We start from the raw sequence: 15,473 nt of genomic DNA, 5'->3' as shown, positions 1-15,473 counted from the left end.
CTTCCGGCCTCCGGGTCGCCCGTCGGCGGCTCCTTCATGCGCGCGAGATGGAACGTTCCCACGATTCAGGCAAAGCAACTCTGAAAAGGCTCAGTCTTCCCGCGCATACGACCAGTGGTCGGAGAAGTCGTCCTCGACACGGTGGGAGCGCACCGCGTCGAGGATCCCGCGTAGCCGGCCCTCGGCGTCGGCGTACTCGACGGTCATCTCAACAACCTCGGCAGCGTCAGCTTCCCCACACCACAGCTCGCAGCCCCTGCGGGGACTGCCCGCCACCATGTCCTCCAGGACGCTCCCATCCTCCAAGGGGACCAGCGACATCTCGGCGAGGGTGGGATCCACGAGCGGCTGGCTGCCGAGGATCTCCTGGATGGCGGCGGTTACCCCCGGCAGCCAGAAGTCCAGGTTGTGGGCCAACAGCCGGATCGGGTCGGACCCCGAGAAGGCCCGCAGGGCGGAGCCGGAGTTGAGGTGTCGCCACACCGTCGACGCCCAGGCCCGGGAAACCCGCTCTTCGAAGTTCACGGGGAGGAACCGGTCAGGTGAGACGAGTTCCGTGAAGTACGGCCACTGCCCGCAGCGCAGCGCCGGCAGCCCGTGGCGCTGGACGGCCTGGTACGGCAGCAGGTGAAACAGCGGCGCGTACTCGTAGTAGCGGCTGGCGGTTCTCGGCACGAACACGATGTTCACATCGCCGCGGTCGGCGATCTCCCACATGGCAGGCGGGAGATCCTCCTCGGCGAAGAACCGGCGCCGGAACTGGGCTGCTTCCCACAGCACGTTCCACCGGGAGACCGCCACCACCCAGTGAGCCCGCTCCTCGGCCCCTACCGCGGTCAGGGGCAGCGTGACGTACTCCGGGGGAGCAGGCACACGCGGACGGATCACCCGCCGGTAGAAGGGAGCCGCAGGCAGGTTTATCGCCCGCGGGTACAGCTCGGCGGTGATCTCCTCGGGATCCGCGAAGAACTCCTCGCGGTGGAACGCCTCGATCTCCGCGGCGGTGGGCTGGCGGTCGCGGGTCATCGGCCCCAAGTCCTGGTCGGTGGTGTCGGTCATGCCTACCTCACGACGCTCGGCGTCGTTTCCGTTCCACGTGGCGTCCGCGGATCTCAGCGGGGCCGCCGGCATCCGCGCTGTCTCCGCCCCCGCGATGCCGGCAGCGCAAAGTTCGGGTCCTGCACCATCCCACGGAACTGTTTCCCGATCTCCATCGTCTATGCTGTAGCAACTCACAGCACAGTTGATTCGGAGGTGGTAGCGATGGAGATGTACCGTGCTCGCGCGCTGGGGAACGGCCTGCGGACCGATCATCCGATCCCGGACCTGCCGTTCGTCGACGACGCGCACATCCCCGTAGACGACCCACAGAGGGTGGAGGCGGTCGGCCGGCGTCGAGGCAGCGAGATGTGGGGCCGACAAGACCAGGTACCGGAGGGCGGGTGGGTGGCGTTCACGACCGACCCGACGCGCCACGACCTGGCATGGGGTGTGCGCTGGCATCCCGATCACGGCAGGTCGGTGGTGCTGTACCACAACGAGGAAATGCCGTCGGTGCACAGCGCGCTGCTGGGACCGTCGTTGCTGTTCCGGGCCGGGGGTTACTGGTGGGACGGTGAGACCTGGTACCGGCCCTTGCAGGTGTGGGACCCGGCCGCGGAAACCTACCTACGCCGACCGGTGCCGGGCGCGACGGCGATCAGCGCGGCGGATCTGCTCGCCGGCGGCGGGAACGCCGCCCGGGGCCGGGTGCTGTCGGTGGACGAGGTCACGCTCGACGCCGGCCCGGCCAAGGGATGGCTCGACGACCTCGCCGTCTGGGCGGCCCGCCGCAGCGCGGATGACCGTCCGCTCGATCGCTGCGTGGTGCGCCTGTCCGCCCCGGAACTCGCCGGTGACCAGCTCCTCAGCCAACGCGAACTCGCCCTGGCCGCCGGAGTGGCGGCGTCCACGGTGCGCGCCTACGTCGCCCGCGGCGAAGGAGAGGTTCCCCTGCCCCAGGCCACGGTCGGCGGGCGCCACGTGTGGGCCCGCCCCGTCGCCGAGGGCTGGGCCGAACGCCGCCGCCGTTCCTCCGAAGGCCTGACGGAGGCGATGAGCTCGACCCACTACGGGGAGCAGCACCCCCCGGGGGTGATCGACGTGTGGAAACGGTACGCGCAGACCTTCATGTCCCTGCTGTGGGACAACCCCGACCGGCGCCGACGATGGGCCCTGCGCTGGCGTAACCAGGCCGCGGTCCAGGACCTCGCAGAGAACCTGAGCTGGACTGTCGCGGCCGGGCTGAGCAGCAGCCAGCTCATCCCCCTGGCCGATCTCGCGATCACCATCCGGCACGCGGTGCTCGACGAGTTCGCCACCGGGCAGGAACTCGACCGGCAGATGGACCCAGCCCGTGAGGCGATCTTCTACGGGATCGCCCCGGCGATCGCCCGGATACTGGACTGGCTCATCCGCCATCATCCCGTCCTGGCCGCCTCCGCCATCGCCGACATCGTCGGCGAGGCCGAACGACGCCTGCAGGTGCCCCGCGACGTCAGCGAGGATTCCCTGCGCACGGCCCTCGCGCTGGACGGAAAACTCGATGACGACGACTACACCGAGTTCTTCAGCCGGGCCCTGACGCCCGCGCACAGCTGAGGGAGCGCGGCCTGCTGGCCTCGGCCGCCGGCCCGGTGCCGGTCGTCACCCGCGACCAGCAGGCCCCAGCCTTCGAGGAGGACGGCCCGGTGTGAGGAAGCGACCGGGCTGTAGTGGATGCGACCGTCCGAAATCGACGGGAAGGAGGATGTGTCCCGGGTTCGGGGAAGGCCGTGTACGCGATCATTCCGTCGTGATGTGGGTGCGGAAATCCGCAGCGGCGCGGAACAGAGTGTCGAGTAGGCCGGGCGCGATGCGGTCCTCGGTGAGGGTCAGGTACCAGCACCGGTCGCTCTCGTCGTAGGCAGCGCCGCTGTCGTGGATCAGATCGAGCTGTGCCTGCCACCGGTGAGGGCTGGCGGGAGCGGGGACGATGCGCAGCCGTGTTTCCCGCTCGTCGGGCGCGGGGTTGCTGGAGGTGGGGGTGACGGGGATCGGGGGAAGGTCTCTCTCGACCTGCGTCCACAGCAGGGTCACCCACTGGTGAGCGAGGGCTGCGTCCCAGCGGCGCGGTGGCCAGGTCCAACGAGACAGGTAGCCGTGGGACTTCGCCGCGGTCAGGGCGTCGAGGAGCCAGACGGCGCGGGCCTGGTCCTGGTCGGCGCCTGCGGCCCGCAGGAGACGGATCGCGCGGTCGGCGAGTGCGGCGCCGGCGGCGTAGGCGTCCACCTGGTCGCCGGTGGCTCCCTCGGCGAGCCGGGTCCGGTGCCGCCTCCGGCAGACATCAGCCGCCGCGCTAAGCCGGCCGATGTCGGCGCCGAGGTGGCGCAGCAGGATCTCGGTGTAGGAACGGGTGACCGGTTCCCGCCGAGCCGGTGTGTTCCGCAGTTTCGGGAGAATGCCGAGCCCCAGCCCCCACAGGGCCGTTTCATCACAACTACGGACGTTACCCGCCTCAACCGTCATATTCGGCACCGTACGACGCGACGTGGTGACGCGGCGCCGGTATCCACATGCGGACCTCGGTTTGGCGACACGCAACGAGGCCAGCCCACGCGCGGCACTCACGCCAGCGCGGTAGCGTCCCGGTCGCCCTCCTCGGGCAACCACACACAGACGGCCCGCCTCCCCCAACCTGCCGGGGGAGGCGGGCCGCTTTTCGCGTGCCCCGCTTCTCTCCCTCGTGCGAGAGGGGCGGGCTTTCGCCGGGTCCGGGGCCTGGCGGCGCGCCGTGGCGGCTGCTGGGGCCGTCCGGGCGCGCCCGGTAGTCCGCCGTTGCCACGGCAGATACGGCGATGCCCCACCTGTGGGTCCCCCCGGCGGGTGGGGTTTCGTCGCGTCTGGGCTGGTCGCGACACGTGCGGTGGCTGGCCAGCTGGTGGTGTCCGGCGTGGGGTTCGGCCCGGTAGCCTGCTGGCGCCCTCCCGGGCGCACACGGCGGGGCCCTGCCTGCAAGGGGAACGCGGGCGGGGCTTCGTCATGGCAGGCGACACGGGCCGTGGTGTCGGTGCTGGCGGCGTCGGGCTGGGTAGCCTGCGGCGGCCCGGGCGGCGCAAGCCCCGCTCATCCATGACGAGTGGTGAGCGGGGCTTCGTCGTGTCCAACGGTCTGCGACACGGAGCCGGCATCCCTGGTGAAGTAGCGCCGGCCGGGTTGGACGGGCACGCCCCCAACCGGGATGCGGTGCTCGGCTCAGCTGTTGAGGCGGATCGGCATCAGCAGGTACCGGTAGTCGGGGATCTCCCCGTCGCCGGTCTTGCCCGTGAGGATGGCTGGTTTCTGGGCGGCGATCTCGGGCTCGACCGTGGCGAATCCGAACCGTGCAAGGTCACCGTCGATCGCGCCCAAGGCGTCGGTCAGGTACGCCGGGTTGAACTGCACGGTGAGCTCGGGGCCGTCGTAGGCGACGGCCAGCGTTTCGGACGCCTGCGCCTCCCCACCGGTGCCAGCATCGAGAACGAGGTGGCCAGGGGTGAAGGTGAGCCCGACCGGGGCGGTGCGGGAGGCGACCAGGGAGACACGCTTAACGGCGTCGGCCAGAGGTCGGATATCGACCTCGGCGGTCAGGGGGGTGCTGTCGGGCAGCAGCTTGCGGTACGGCGGGAAGGTGCCTTCCAGTAGCCGGGTGGTGGTGATCCGGCCGGCGACGTCGAAGCCGGCCAGCGCCGGCTCGCCGCTGGCCCGCCCCTCCGCCTTGATGGCGCCGACTGCGGCGATGGTGATCCGACCGTTGCCGGCCGCGCGGGCGATGTCCGAGAGGGTGCGGGCGGGGATCAGCAGGGTCTGCGCCAGGTCCGCGCCGGGGACGGGCTCCCAGGGAATGGTGCGCACGGCGAGCCGGTACCGGTCCGTGGCCGCGAGGGTCAGCGTCTCGGGGCCGAGCTCCAGGCGGATGCCGGTGAGCACCGGCAGGGTGTCATCCCGGCCCGCGGCGATGGCGACCTGACCTACCGCGGCGGCGAACAGGCCGGCGTCGACCGTGCCGAGCGTGGGCGGCATCGCGGGGAGCGCCGGGTAGTCCTCGGCCGGCAGCATCGGCAGCCGGAACGCGGCGGATCCGCTGGTGATGGCCAGGCGGGTGCCATCCACGGCCAGCTCCACGCGGGCCTTCGGCAGGGCCTTGACGACCTCGGCGAGCATCTTGCCGTTGACCAGCGCCCGGCCAGGCTCGACGACGCGGGCGTCGGCCGCGGCGTGGGCGGCCACCTCGTAGTCGTAGGCGGAGACCCTCAGCGCGCTGTCGCCGGCTTCGAGGAGCAGGCCCGCGAGGACCTGGAGCTGGGTGGTTGCCCGGCCAGGGAGGGTCCTGGCGGCCCACGGGACGAGATCAGCGAGAGAGTCACGGTCGACGGTGAGACGCACCCTTCTATTGTGCGCCTCGTGCGAACTGATGTTCGGGTGCGACCCAGTACCTCAGATGGCGATGGCAGCGACCCGGTGGCCCAGTTCCACCACAAGCCCCTCCCGCGTCCAGGGCGCCAGTTCGGCAGCCAGGCGGCGCGCACGATCGTGAACCTCGGCGTTCGGAGCTGCCGCTACGACGTCCAGCGCGGCGAGGGTCGAAGCGGCAGCGGCGGCCGGATCGGCTCGGTCCTGCTTCAGGCTGCCGGACGCGACTGCCAGATGAGCGAGCGCCGCCCCTTGGCACGGCCCTTCAAACGCGGCGACAGACCGTCTGCCGGCCTCGATCGCGATGGCGGCTCGCCCCGGAGTGCTGGCCGCGGCCAGTGCGGTGAACAGGTGCTCGTTGGCCTCTCCCCACTCGATCGCCGGGTGGCCGACGGTGGCCGCGCGCATGCCGTCCAGCATCGCGGCGAGCGCCGTGTCTGCTCGCGCATACTGCCCGGCGGCGGCGGCGGCCTCCGCCTCGTAGCCGGCGAGGCGCGCTTGGTCTGCCGGGTCGGCGTGGCGCCGGCCGTCCGCGGCAATATCGGCGGCGGTCAGGGCCAATCCGGCGTCTAGGGCCTGCCAGGACCGGATCCCGGCCACCCGGGCTCGCAGCACTGGTTCTCCGGCGGCGGTTGCGTGGACCTCCGCGATACCTGCGAAGACCCGGGCGAACTTTTCGTCGCCCGCGAACGAAGCAAGGGTGGATAGCCCTGCGGCCAACGTTCCAGCGAGCAAGGTCAGCTTGGGGACGTACGACGGGTGCACGCGGCGTTCGAGAATGGACTCGACTGCCGTCCATGCGTCAAAGGCGGGAGGGAACAGGTCTGCCGGGTTCGCGGTTGTCCGGCCGCGTTCGAGCGCGAGAAGCGCGGCCTCGGCGTCCGCAACATCCGTGATCTTGGGGCGGTAGGTCTGGAGCTGCTCGTCCACCTTGCCGGCAAACGCGAGAACGGCTGCGGCGCTCAGCCCCCCTGCGTTGAACAGACGCCTGTCCGTTGGACTCACCTCCCCTGTTCGTTCCACTGTCTGCCCCAGCAGCGGGGGCAGTCCACCCAAGCCGGGAAACTCCCTTGCTGCCATCCGGGTGAGGCGGATCTCTTCGTCCTCACGGCGCGCCTGGACCCATGCTGCGAACACGACACCACCTGCCCGGAGTCCCCGGTCAAGCGCGACGATCGTCGCTTCGGATGGGATAGCCCACATCCGCCCGCCGGGTTGGTGCCCTTTCGCGGCGGCCGAGAACGCTTGGCGGGGGATGCCTGTCTGGTGCTCCAGCCCTGTGAAGGTCGCCTTCCGGCGCTTCCGTAGATCGTCGATGACGGCGATGAGTTGGTCGAGGGCGGGGCGCGGTTCCGATCCGGATCCAGTGTGCACGGTGGCTCCCCTCCAACCGGCCGTCTGGCTGTGTGTATCTGCATTGCATGTGAGTGCCTGCATTGCAGGCTGTCTGCTGCCTGTTGCGCAGTGTGTCATAGGTCATGCGCGGCGGGACACACGCCGGCCACCTCCCGGACCCGAAGAGGAGCGGAACGTGACACCACCGGACGCCCCCGGGTCCGCCGGCCGGATGCCCGCCGAGGGCCACCCGTCCCACCGCGACCCGTCGCCACGCGCACAGCGACGGTCCGGTGTCGGGCTGGACGAGGTGGCCAGGGCGGGGAGGGAGCCGGTCATTTCGGCCGTTGACGGCGCTCCCTCCCCACCCCTCCCGATCCGCATCCCACACACAACGTGGCCGGCGGGAATCCGCCGGCTGTCCAGCAAAGGCCGCGGGCATGTTGTCCGTCCGGTCAGCAGCCGGGCAGGTGCGGCCGAGCAGACGTGGACTGTGGTTGTGCTCGACACGGACGGCGACCCGCGGGAAACCGTCACCGGGTTCTCCTCGCTGGATGCCGCCGACGCCTACGCCCAGTTCGACCCGGACATCCTCCGCTGGACGTCGGTGCCGTCCCGGCCCGCGATCCCAGATCGCCCGCCCGGGACCTGAAACGGGGGGCGCTCTTCCCCACGCGGCCCGTCCACCACCCCGCCCGCGCCCGCGCGACCGTGCCGCCCGCGCGACCGTGCCGCGGGCGGGGTGGCCCCGCTCGTCGCCTGCTCCGGTGCTGACCCGATCCGTCGGGGCAGGCGGCCCTACCAGGAAGGATCGCCGTGGATGTCCCGTGCTCTGCTCCGGACGCCGACCCGTTGTGGCAGCAGCCCTCCAACCCCCATCCCACGGCGGTGGACGCGGTCGAAGTCGCCCGAGGCCCGGCCCTGGTCCTCATCCGGTCGTCGCTCGGCCGGGTGCCAGTCGGGGTGACCCCGGGGGCGTGGGCGAGCTTCGTGGCCGCGGTGAGGGCCGGCGAGTACGAGGCAGAACCGGTAGCTGATTACCGGCCTGCTGGAATGCCAGGAGTCGCCCGGACCGCGGCGGCTCGCACGCATCGGGAGAGGAACCTCAAGGATGAGCCTCGGCACCATGAGTAGTGAGAACGAGCGCCTCCGTAACACGATGGTCGACCTGATAGCCGCCGATCATGCGGGGAAGGGTCTCACTCTGCGGCCCGAGGTGGAGGCGGCGCTGCGGACCGTCCCGCGCGAGCTGTTCACGCCGGGCCTTCCACTGGAGAGGGCGTACGACGCGAACACGGCGGTCTTGAAGAAGATGCGCGGCGACGAGGCCATCAGCTCGGTGTCGGCGCCGTACCTGATCGCGGAGATGATCGGCCAGGCCACAGATGCGCTCGGCTCTCTGGAGGGCCGGCACGTGCTGGAGATCGGCAGCGGCGGCTACAACGCCTCACTGGTGCGGGAACTCGTCGGCCCGACGGGGTCGGTCACGACCGTCGACATCGATCCCGAGGTCACCGAGCGGGCGGTCGCCTGCCTGGCGACGGCGGGCTACACCGACATCACGGTGGTGTGCGCGGACGCTGAGCATCCGATCATGCCGGCCCGTACCTACGATTTGATCATCGTCACGGTCGGAGCGTGGGACATCCCGCCCGCGTGGCGTGATCAACTCGTCGACGGTGGTGTGTTGGTGGTGCCGCTACGCACGTTCGGGATCACTAAGTCCTATGCCCTGCGGCGCCGCGGGGACCGCCTGGTCAGTGAGAGCCACCGCCAGTGCGGATTCGTTTTCATGCAGGGCGATGGGGCCCACGAGGTGCGGTACATCGACATCGCCGAGGGTGTCCATCTGCGGCTGGACGAAGGCCAGCAGGTCGACCCCGCCAGGGTCGCTCGTCTCCTCGAAACACCCCGGGAACAGGCCTGGGCCGGGGTAAGTCTGCCGCCCCGTACCACTCTGATCAACCTGGACCTGTGGCTGGCGACCCGTCTGCGCCGCGAGGCAGGCGAGTTTGTGGTGCTGACAGCGCAGGAGGCGGCCATCAAGGCCGGCACAGTCGTGCCCTCCTGGCGTTTCGGTACCCCAGCCGTCCTCCGCGACGGCGCATTTGTCTACCGCTCGGACCTGCACTGGACCGATCGGCGATTCGATCTCGGCGCATGCGCTCACGGAACCGAGGCCGCGGTGGCGGCCGGGCGGATGGTCGAGCACATGCGTGCGTGGGTGGATGCGGGCAGCCCGGCTCCGGTGCTGCACGTCCTTCCCGCGCACACCCCGGACGGCGACCTGCCGGACGGGGCGGTTCTGGACAAGCGGCACAGCCGCCTCGTCCTGACCTTCACCTCCACCGAGAAAGGAACTCCCTGATGGACGAGTTCGACCTGAACCTGAACCTGGTCGACGCCGGGCCCGCGGCGAGCGGCCACGCCACCACCACCAGCGACGAGTGCGGCTCCGGCAACACGGACTCGGACGCCTGCTCGGGGGGCAGCGGCAACTAAACCCCACGCACTCGTCGGGTCCGGCCCCATGGGGCCGGACCCGCCCTCCTTCGCCCATCCCGGAACGCGGAGCGAGAGATGTTCCAAACGGCAGACGCGGCGCTGATCAGGGCTGCCTCCTACCCTCGAGACCTGCGGCTGCCTGCGTGGCCCGACCTGTCCACGGAGAAGCCCGACCACTGGCTGGAGTGGCTGCGGGAGGTGTGGGCGCTGCCCGACTTCGCTGCTGCCGTCGGGTCGGCCGCGCCGGACCTGGCCGCCCAGATCACCCGCGCCCTGGCCGAGGGGCCGCCTCACACACGCAGGCTCCGACGCCTGGTGGAGACCACGGTTCGGTATCTGCTGCGGTGGACGACTCGGGCGACCCCGTTCGGCAGGTTCGCCGGAGTGGCACCAGTCGCGATGGGCCCCCGCGCGACGGTCCGATGGGGGGAGCGGCACCACACGGTCGCTCGCCCGGATGACCGCTACATCGCCGAGTACACGGGCATGGCCGAGCAGGACCTGGCGACGCTGCGCACGGTCACGGTGATGACGAACTCCCTGGGATACCGCCGGGGCAAGGTCTGGGTGCTGCCCTGCGGCCGGGTCGAGGGGGAGCGGGTCTGGGATGTCGAGGTCGCCCTGACCGGGCCGGTGCGGATGGCGGTCGAGGCGGCCGGCGTCCCGATCCCGTTCCCGGAGCTGGCCGCGAAGGTGGCCGGCGACCCGGCCAACGGGAAGGCGGCCGAGAGGCTGCTGGCAGCGCTGGTGGACGCGGGGGTGCTGGTGTCGGCGATCCGCCCGGCGATGACCGTGACTGACCCGGCCGCGCACCTGGCCCGCCACATCGCCCTGCCCGACCCGGACGATCGGATCGCGGTCGATCTGCGGGTCGACTGCTCGGTGACATTGCCTCCCGCCGTCGTCCGTGAAGCGCAGGAAGCCGCCGCCGCGCTCGTCTCCGTCGCGTCACACCTACCGGGATGGGCCGCCTACCACCGGGCATTTCTCGAACGGTGGGGGCCGGGCGCCGCCGTGCCTCTGCGCGACGTCCTGGATGTTCTCGGGTTCCCCGCCGGCTACCGGGGCTCACCGCGCCGTGACCCGGCCGTGTTCACCCCCCGAGACAAGATCCTGACGTCGCTCGCCCAGCAGTCCGCCATGGACGGCTGCGCCGAGGTGGTGCTCGATGACGATCTGATCGGATCGCTGCGCGGCGGCGATGACCGGCCGCCGATCCCGCACACCGAGCTGCGGTTCACCCTCGCCGCCGAGACACCACAGCACCTCGACCGCGGTGCGTTCACGTTGACGGTGGTGAGTGGGGCCCGCCATGCCGGAGTCGCGGCTGCCCGGTTCCTGCACCTGCTCACCCCCGCCGAGCTGGACCGGTTCCGCGGCGCCTACGCCGACCTGCCGACCGCCTTACCTGGCGCGGCCACCGTGCAGGTGTCCGGGCCTCCGCTGGACGCCCGACTTGCCACCGTCGCCCGCGCACCCGAGCTCCTGCCCGTGCTGCCCGTCGGGGACTTCCACCCCGACCCGCCGTGGACGCTAGACGATCTGGCAGTGGCCGGCGACGGCCAGCGGCTGTGGCTGGTCTCGCGCACCACCGGGCGGCCGGTCGAGCCGCTACTGGTCAACTGCGTGCGCCTCCCGACCGCCCAGCAGCCACTCGTCCGGTTCCTCACGGAGATCTGGACGGCCTGGACGGCAATGTGCGCCCGGTTCGACTGGGGGCACGCCCGCACGTTGCCGTTCCTGCCACGGGTCCGCCGGGGCCGATCGATTCTGCACCCGGCCCGCTGGACCGTCCCCGCCGAGGCGTTACCGGCCCGCACCGCGACGTGGCGGCAGTGGCGGGCGGCCTGGTACCAGCACCGCGAACGCCACGGGCTGCCACGGCAGGTGTTGATCGGCGACGATGATGTGCGGCTGCGCCTCGACCTGGACGAGAACGCCCACCTCGTGGTCCTGCGCAGTGATCTCGACCGGCACGGGCGCGCTGTCCTCACCGAGGCCGGCGGGCCCTCAGGGTGGATCGATGGCAGGCCCGCCGAACTCCTGCTCACCCTGACCCGCAGGTCACTGGGCCACCACCCGACCACCCGGCCGGTCCGTCCCGCCAGCACCCTCCAGCACCGGCCCGGCAGGTCACGCTGGTTAGACGCCCGCCTCTACGGACACGCCGATCACATCCTCGCCCGCCTGCCCCTACTCCCCGGACTCCCCGCAGGTTGGTGGTTCCTGCGCTACCCGCACCCCGAACCCCACCTGCGGCTGCGTATCCCGCTGCGCACCGCCCAGTTCGCCGACGTCGCCCACGATCTCGCCCGGTGGGCGGAGCAACTGCACGATGACAGACTGCTGGCCGATTACACCCTGGCCACCTACCGGCCGGAGACCCGCTACGGCCATGGACCGACCCTCGCCGCGGCCGAGGCGGTGTTCGCCGCCGACTCCCGCGCCGCCCTCGCCTGGACGTCCGGCGACCGCCAGGCTGGCACCGCAGCAGGGATGCGCGCCATCGCCCAGGGGTTCACCGGCGACGGGGCGCGTTGGCTCGTCGAGCACGCACCCCACGGCGGCGGGCCCCGGCTGGAACCCGCCCAGCTCGCCGGGGCCCGCCTGCCCTACGGAGACGAGGTTCTGGCCGCGGCGCTGGCCGCCTACCGGGCTCTCGCCGCCCGAGACGGTCTCGACCTCGACCAGGTGCTGGCCGACCTGCTGCACCTGCACCACGCCCGCATGATCGGTCCCGATCTCGCCTCCGAGCGGCACTGCCTGCGCCTAGCCCGCGCCCTCGCCCAGACCACCCTCGTCGGGAGACAGCCGTGACGGCAGGCCAGTCCCTCGGCGACGGAGCGGCCGGGATCGCTCTCCTCCATCTGGAGACCGGTGACTGGCCGGCAGCGTACGCGGCGCTGGAACAGGCCGTCGCCGGCGGAGTCAGCGTCGCCGAGCCGGCCAGCCTCTACTACGGCGCTCCCGCCCTCGCCTTCGTTCTCGCCGGCACCGACCGGCCCGGCCTCGCGCGAGCGACCGCGACCGCCGCAGCAGGGACCGCCACGCTGACCCGCCGCCGTCTCGAGGCGGCCCACCGGCGCATCGACCAGCACCAGCGCCCGCCGTACGCCGAGTACGACCTGATCCGCGGCCTGACCGGACTCGGTGTCGCGCTGCGCCGCACCGGCGACCTCGACCTGCTCCGCGATGTGCTGACCTACCTGGTGCGTCTCACCAACCCGATCGACGGCCTCCCCGGCTGGTGGTGCTCACACGGCCCGCACCGCGACCAGCCCGTCCCGGGCGGGCACGGAAACCACGGGGTCGCCCACGGCATCACCGGACCACTCGCTCTCCTGGCCCTCACACTGATCGACGGGGTCACGGTCGACGGACACGCGGGGGCGATCAGCCGGATCTGCCGGTGGCTGGACACCTGGGAGCGGCAGACCAGCGCAGGTTCGTGGTGGCCGGAGTTCGTCACGCTCGACGACGTGGACCAGGGCGAACCGCGCCAACCCGGCCCACTCCGGCCGTCGTGGTGCTACGGCACCCCTGGCATCGCCCGCGCCCAGCAACTCGCCGCCCACGCCCTCGACGACGCCGCCCGCCAGCGCAACGCCGAAGCCGCGTTCACCGGATGCGTCAGCGACCCCGCGCAGGTCGGCCGTCTCCTCGACCGCGGCCTGTGCCACGGAACCGCCGGACTCCTCACCGCCGCACGCCGGATCACCGCCGACGCACTCACCCCGATCCCGCTCGGACCACTGGCCCGCCTGCACCAGCAGACCACCGCCGCAGCCAACGAACCCTCCGGCTTCCTCACCGGCGCGGCCGGCGCCGAGCTGGCCGCCGCCGGGACCACGACCTCGTGGGACGCCTGCCTCCTACTCTGCTGACCGAAAGGCCCAACCGATGGACGAGACCCCCTGGACGCAGGTGAACATCGCCTGGCCCGGCCCCGACCGTCATCAGCGTGAACGCCAGGCCGTCGACCACCTCGCCCGCGTCCTGCCCGCCGCCGAAGCCGACGGCCTCATCACGGGCTGGTTCTTCATCCGTAAAGGCTCCTGGCGCGTTCGCTACCTGCTCGCGCAGGATTCGACCGGCCGTGACCCTTTGCACCCCATGCTCACCGACGGGGTCGGCTGGACAGCTGACATCTACGAACCCGAGGTGCATGCCTTCGGCGGTCCCAGCAGCATGGACACCGCGCATGCGCTGTTCCACCACGACAGCCGCCACCTGCTCGCCTACCTCCACGGCGACCCCGTCGACCGGCGGGAACACTCCCTCGTGCTGTGCACCGCCCTCATGCGCGCTGCGGGACTGGACATCAACGAGCAAGGCGATGTGTGGGCACGGGTCGCAGCGCATCGCTCCGGCCTGACCGAGACGCCGGCCGACCCCGAGGTGTGGGCCTCGTTCACCAGCGGCGTCCGTCGCCTTCTCCTCGGGAACGCCCGTGCGGACCTCCTCGGCCGCGAGTGGCTGAGTGCGTTCGAGGACGCGGGCAGAGCGCTGCGAACCCTGCGGGAACGCGGCGACCTCGCCCGCGGGATACGCACGATCATCGCGCTGCACGTGATCTTTCACTGGAACAGGCTCGGGCTCCCCGCGACCACGCAGGCCACCCTCGCGCAGGCAGCGCAGCAAGCCGTTTTCGATGATTGGCCGACTCGCGCTGCTTTTTGACGGAGCATCCGACAGCGGCCCCGTACCGCGCGCGGCGGCCCGGCGCGGGGCCGCTGTGGTCATGCGCGGAGGGTGTGCTCCAAGGCGACGCAGATCCCGAGCAGGCCCGGCCCCGGCGTCACGTCGGAGATCACCCTGCCCGCCGGTACCCGGCGCAGTGCCGCCGTGAGGAGTGCGGTCGGGGTGCCGGCCCGTACCCGGATCACGTCGCTGAGGCCCCTGGTGCAGAAACCACCGTCGGCCGCCGCGTTTTCAGGGGCCACGGTGATCGAAACCGAGATGGCGTTCCCGCCGCGGGCAATGCCGACGAGGGTGGTTCCGGCGCCGCAGCGGTCGAGGGCGTCGGCGAGCTCGGCGGGCAGTGTGCCGCGGTCGCACTGGACCTCCACGCCCTCGTCGCCGATCAAGATGGTTGGCGACGTTGCTTCAGCGATTTCAGGTGATACTTGAGACATAGCGCGGAGTCCTCCCGTAGGCGAGGTGTCCGGGCGACAGTCGGCCCCGCACGGTGCGCGAACACCGTCGCGGGGCCGCACCATTTGCGGCCCGGTGACAGACCACTCACGCTAACCGATCTGCCGTACGTCGTACAGCGCGTCTGCGGCATACGCCGTACGGCCCTAGCGTCCGCTGCATGCCCACGTTCCCCGAGCTGCCTCCGCTCGTTGACACGGCGGAGGTCCGGGTGATGCTGGGCTGGGGGCGAGGCGGGGAGCCGGTTGGCCGGTCCGCTGCGGCCCAGGTGGTCAATGATCGCCGCTTCCCGGCACCGGTGATCTCTCATCCGCCGGAGGAGCCGGACCGGCCGCGGGAGCGGCTGTGGCTCCTCTTGGACGTCGACCGTTGGATGGACCGAAACCGGCCGGGCTGGCGGGCGCGCCGTCCGGCCGTCGACCCGGCGGTGCCAGAAGACGCCCCGACGACGCGAGCGCACATCCGCGCAGCGGTCGTGGACTGACGTCAGCCGACCAGTGGCCCCGTATCACCCTCGTGGGTGGGTGCGGGGCTGCCGCCTGCACCGAATCGGCGCGAAAGGTGCAGGCGGCAGCCTGATCACCCTAGCCGGCAGGGCGTACATGGAATACTCCAAGTGAGGCATACGGCGTACGCCCCTAACGTCGCCGAAATGGATGCCACGGGGTGGGGTGAGCTCGTCGACTCTGTGGACATCCGGATCATGCTCGGGTGGGGGCGCGGAGGCGAACCCGTCAACCGCTCCAGCGCCGCGAAGGTCATCAACGACTACCGGTTCCCGAGAGCTGCGATCTCCCACCCGCCGGACGAGCCCGACCGCCCGCGGCTACGCCTCTGGCGGCTCGCAGATGTTGAGCGGTGGATGGACGTCAACCGGCCGGGATGGCGCACCCGCCGGCCGGTGGTGGAGCCTCCGGTACTGGAGGATGCGCCAACAACGCGGGCGCAGCTACGGGCGGCATAGAAAGGGGCCCGGCGCCGATCGGGGGATTCGGCGCCGAGCCCCTGTG

Annotated in this window: 14 protein-coding genes; 9 read left to right on the top strand and 5 right to left on the bottom strand. The window is 71.4% G+C overall.

The window, feature by feature from the left end; genetic code table 11:
- Positions 1 to 90 precede the first annotated feature (90 nt).
- Positions 91 to 1,059 carry a hypothetical protein gene (locus B056_RS37430; RefSeq protein WP_018503851.1) on the bottom strand — a complete coding sequence of 323 codons (969 nt, stop codon included), beginning with the start codon at positions 1,057 to 1,059 and terminating at the stop codon, positions 91 to 93.
- Between the two features lie 204 nt (positions 1,060 to 1,263).
- Here B056_RS37430 and B056_RS0121095 point away from each other — a divergent pair, with 204 nt between their 5' ends.
- Positions 1,264 to 2,640, top strand: coding sequence for a hypothetical protein (locus B056_RS0121095; RefSeq protein ID WP_018503850.1), 1,377 nt, complete (start codon positions 1,264 to 1,266; stop codon positions 2,638 to 2,640).
- 183 nt (positions 2,641 to 2,823) lie between these two features.
- Here the strand turns inward: B056_RS0121095 and B056_RS0121090 are convergent, their stop codons facing one another.
- The 3 genes from B056_RS0121090 to B056_RS0121080 all read right to left on the bottom strand — a co-directional run bounded on the left by B056_RS0121090 (position 2,824) and on the right by B056_RS0121080 (position 6,843).
- Positions 2,824 to 3,546, bottom strand: a complete 723-nt coding sequence (locus B056_RS0121090; RefSeq protein ID WP_018503849.1) for a hypothetical protein — start codon at positions 3,544 to 3,546, stop codon at positions 2,824 to 2,826.
- Between the two features lie 726 nt (positions 3,547 to 4,272).
- Positions 4,273 to 5,442, bottom strand: coding sequence for a DNA polymerase III subunit beta (dnaN, locus tag B056_RS0121085; RefSeq protein WP_018503848.1), 1,170 nt, complete (start codon positions 5,440 to 5,442; stop codon positions 4,273 to 4,275).
- Between the two features lie 51 nt (positions 5,443 to 5,493).
- Complete coding sequence (locus B056_RS0121080) at positions 5,494 to 6,843, bottom strand: hypothetical protein (RefSeq protein ID WP_063826646.1); 1,350 nt, start codon at positions 6,841 to 6,843, stop codon at positions 5,494 to 5,496.
- A 460-nt stretch (positions 6,844 to 7,303) separates the two neighbouring features.
- Here B056_RS0121080 and B056_RS42950 point away from each other — a divergent pair, with 460 nt between their 5' ends.
- From B056_RS42950 to B056_RS0121050, 6 genes are all read left to right on the top strand, one after another.
- On the top strand, positions 7,304 to 7,456 hold the full coding sequence (locus B056_RS42950) for a hypothetical protein (RefSeq protein ID WP_018503846.1): 153 nt from the start codon (positions 7,304 to 7,306) through the stop codon (positions 7,454 to 7,456).
- Positions 7,457 to 7,915: 459 nt separating this feature from the next.
- On the top strand, positions 7,916 to 9,172 hold the full coding sequence (gene fxlM, locus B056_RS0121070; RefSeq protein WP_026239952.1) for a methyltransferase, FxLD system: 1,257 nt from the start codon (positions 7,916 to 7,918) through the stop codon (positions 9,170 to 9,172).
- Entirely contained in the window at positions 9,172 to 9,306 is a 135-nt protein-coding gene (gene fxlA, locus B056_RS40870; RefSeq protein WP_018503844.1) for an FxLD family lanthipeptide, read from the top strand. The genes fxlM and fxlA overlap by 1 nt, the downstream gene beginning before the upstream one ends.
- 78 nt (positions 9,307 to 9,384) lie before the next feature.
- Complete coding sequence (locus B056_RS0121060; RefSeq protein ID WP_018503843.1) at positions 9,385 to 12,126, top strand: lantibiotic dehydratase; 2,742 nt, start codon at positions 9,385 to 9,387, stop codon at positions 12,124 to 12,126.
- Positions 12,123 to 13,193 carry a lanthionine synthetase C family protein gene (locus tag B056_RS0121055; protein WP_018503842.1) on the top strand — a complete coding sequence of 357 codons (1,071 nt, stop codon included), beginning with the start codon at positions 12,123 to 12,125 and terminating at the stop codon, positions 13,191 to 13,193. Before B056_RS0121060 ends, B056_RS0121055 begins: the two co-directional genes overlap by 4 nt.
- Positions 13,194 to 13,209: 16 nt before the next feature.
- Positions 13,210 to 13,989, top strand: a complete 780-nt coding sequence (locus B056_RS0121050) for a thiopeptide-type bacteriocin biosynthesis protein (RefSeq protein WP_018503841.1) — start codon at positions 13,210 to 13,212, stop codon at positions 13,987 to 13,989.
- A 59-nt stretch (positions 13,990 to 14,048) separates the two neighbouring features.
- Here the strand turns inward: B056_RS0121050 and B056_RS0121045 are convergent, their stop codons facing one another.
- The gene (locus B056_RS0121045; protein WP_026239951.1) at positions 14,049 to 14,396 is read right to left on the bottom strand and encodes a hypothetical protein; all 348 of its coding nucleotides are present in this window, start codon (positions 14,394 to 14,396) and stop codon (positions 14,049 to 14,051) included.
- Positions 14,397 to 14,623: 227 nt separating this feature from the next.
- Here B056_RS0121045 and B056_RS44575 point away from each other — a divergent pair, with 227 nt between their 5' ends.
- Positions 14,624 to 14,947, top strand: a complete 324-nt coding sequence (locus B056_RS44575) for a hypothetical protein (protein WP_018503839.1) — start codon at positions 14,624 to 14,626, stop codon at positions 14,945 to 14,947.
- A gap of 168 nt (positions 14,948 to 15,115) precedes the next feature.
- Positions 15,116 to 15,427, top strand: coding sequence for a hypothetical protein (locus B056_RS0121035; protein WP_051105697.1), 312 nt, complete (start codon positions 15,116 to 15,118; stop codon positions 15,425 to 15,427).
- The last annotated feature ends 46 nt before the right edge of the window (positions 15,428 to 15,473 follow it).

It is taken from the genome of Parafrankia discariae, assembly GCF_000373365.1.
GTDB lineage: Bacteria > Actinomycetota > Actinomycetes > Frankiales > Frankiaceae > Parafrankia > Parafrankia discariae.
Note: the sequence above shows the minus strand (reverse complement) of the source record. Positions and strands in the feature narration are given on the sequence as shown.

Bases quoted from the DNA above. Each gene is read 5' to 3' on its own strand.
- B056_RS37430 (WP_018503851.1), bottom strand. From the start codon at position 1,059: ATGACCGACACCACCGACCAGGACTTGGGGCCGATGACCCGCGACCGC.
- B056_RS0121095 (WP_018503850.1), top strand. From the start codon at position 1,264: ATGGAGATGTACCGTGCTCGCGCGCTGGGGAACGGCCTGCGGACCGAT.
- B056_RS0121090 (WP_018503849.1), bottom strand. From the start codon at position 3,546: ATGACGGTTGAGGCGGGTAACGTCCGTAGTTGTGATGAAACGGCCCTG.
- fxlM (WP_026239952.1), top strand. From the start codon at position 7,916: ATGAGCCTCGGCACCATGAGTAGTGAGAACGAGCGCCTCCGTAACACG.
- fxlA (WP_018503844.1), top strand. From the start codon at position 9,172: ATGGACGAGTTCGACCTGAACCTGAACCTGGTCGACGCCGGGCCCGCG.
- B056_RS0121060 (WP_018503843.1), top strand. From the start codon at position 9,385: ATGTTCCAAACGGCAGACGCGGCGCTGATCAGGGCTGCCTCCTACCCT.
- B056_RS0121050 (WP_018503841.1), top strand. From the start codon at position 13,210: ATGGACGAGACCCCCTGGACGCAGGTGAACATCGCCTGGCCCGGCCCC.
- B056_RS44575 (WP_018503839.1), top strand. From the start codon at position 14,624: ATGCCCACGTTCCCCGAGCTGCCTCCGCTCGTTGACACGGCGGAGGTC.
- B056_RS0121035 (WP_051105697.1), top strand. From the start codon at position 15,116: ATGGATGCCACGGGGTGGGGTGAGCTCGTCGACTCTGTGGACATCCGG.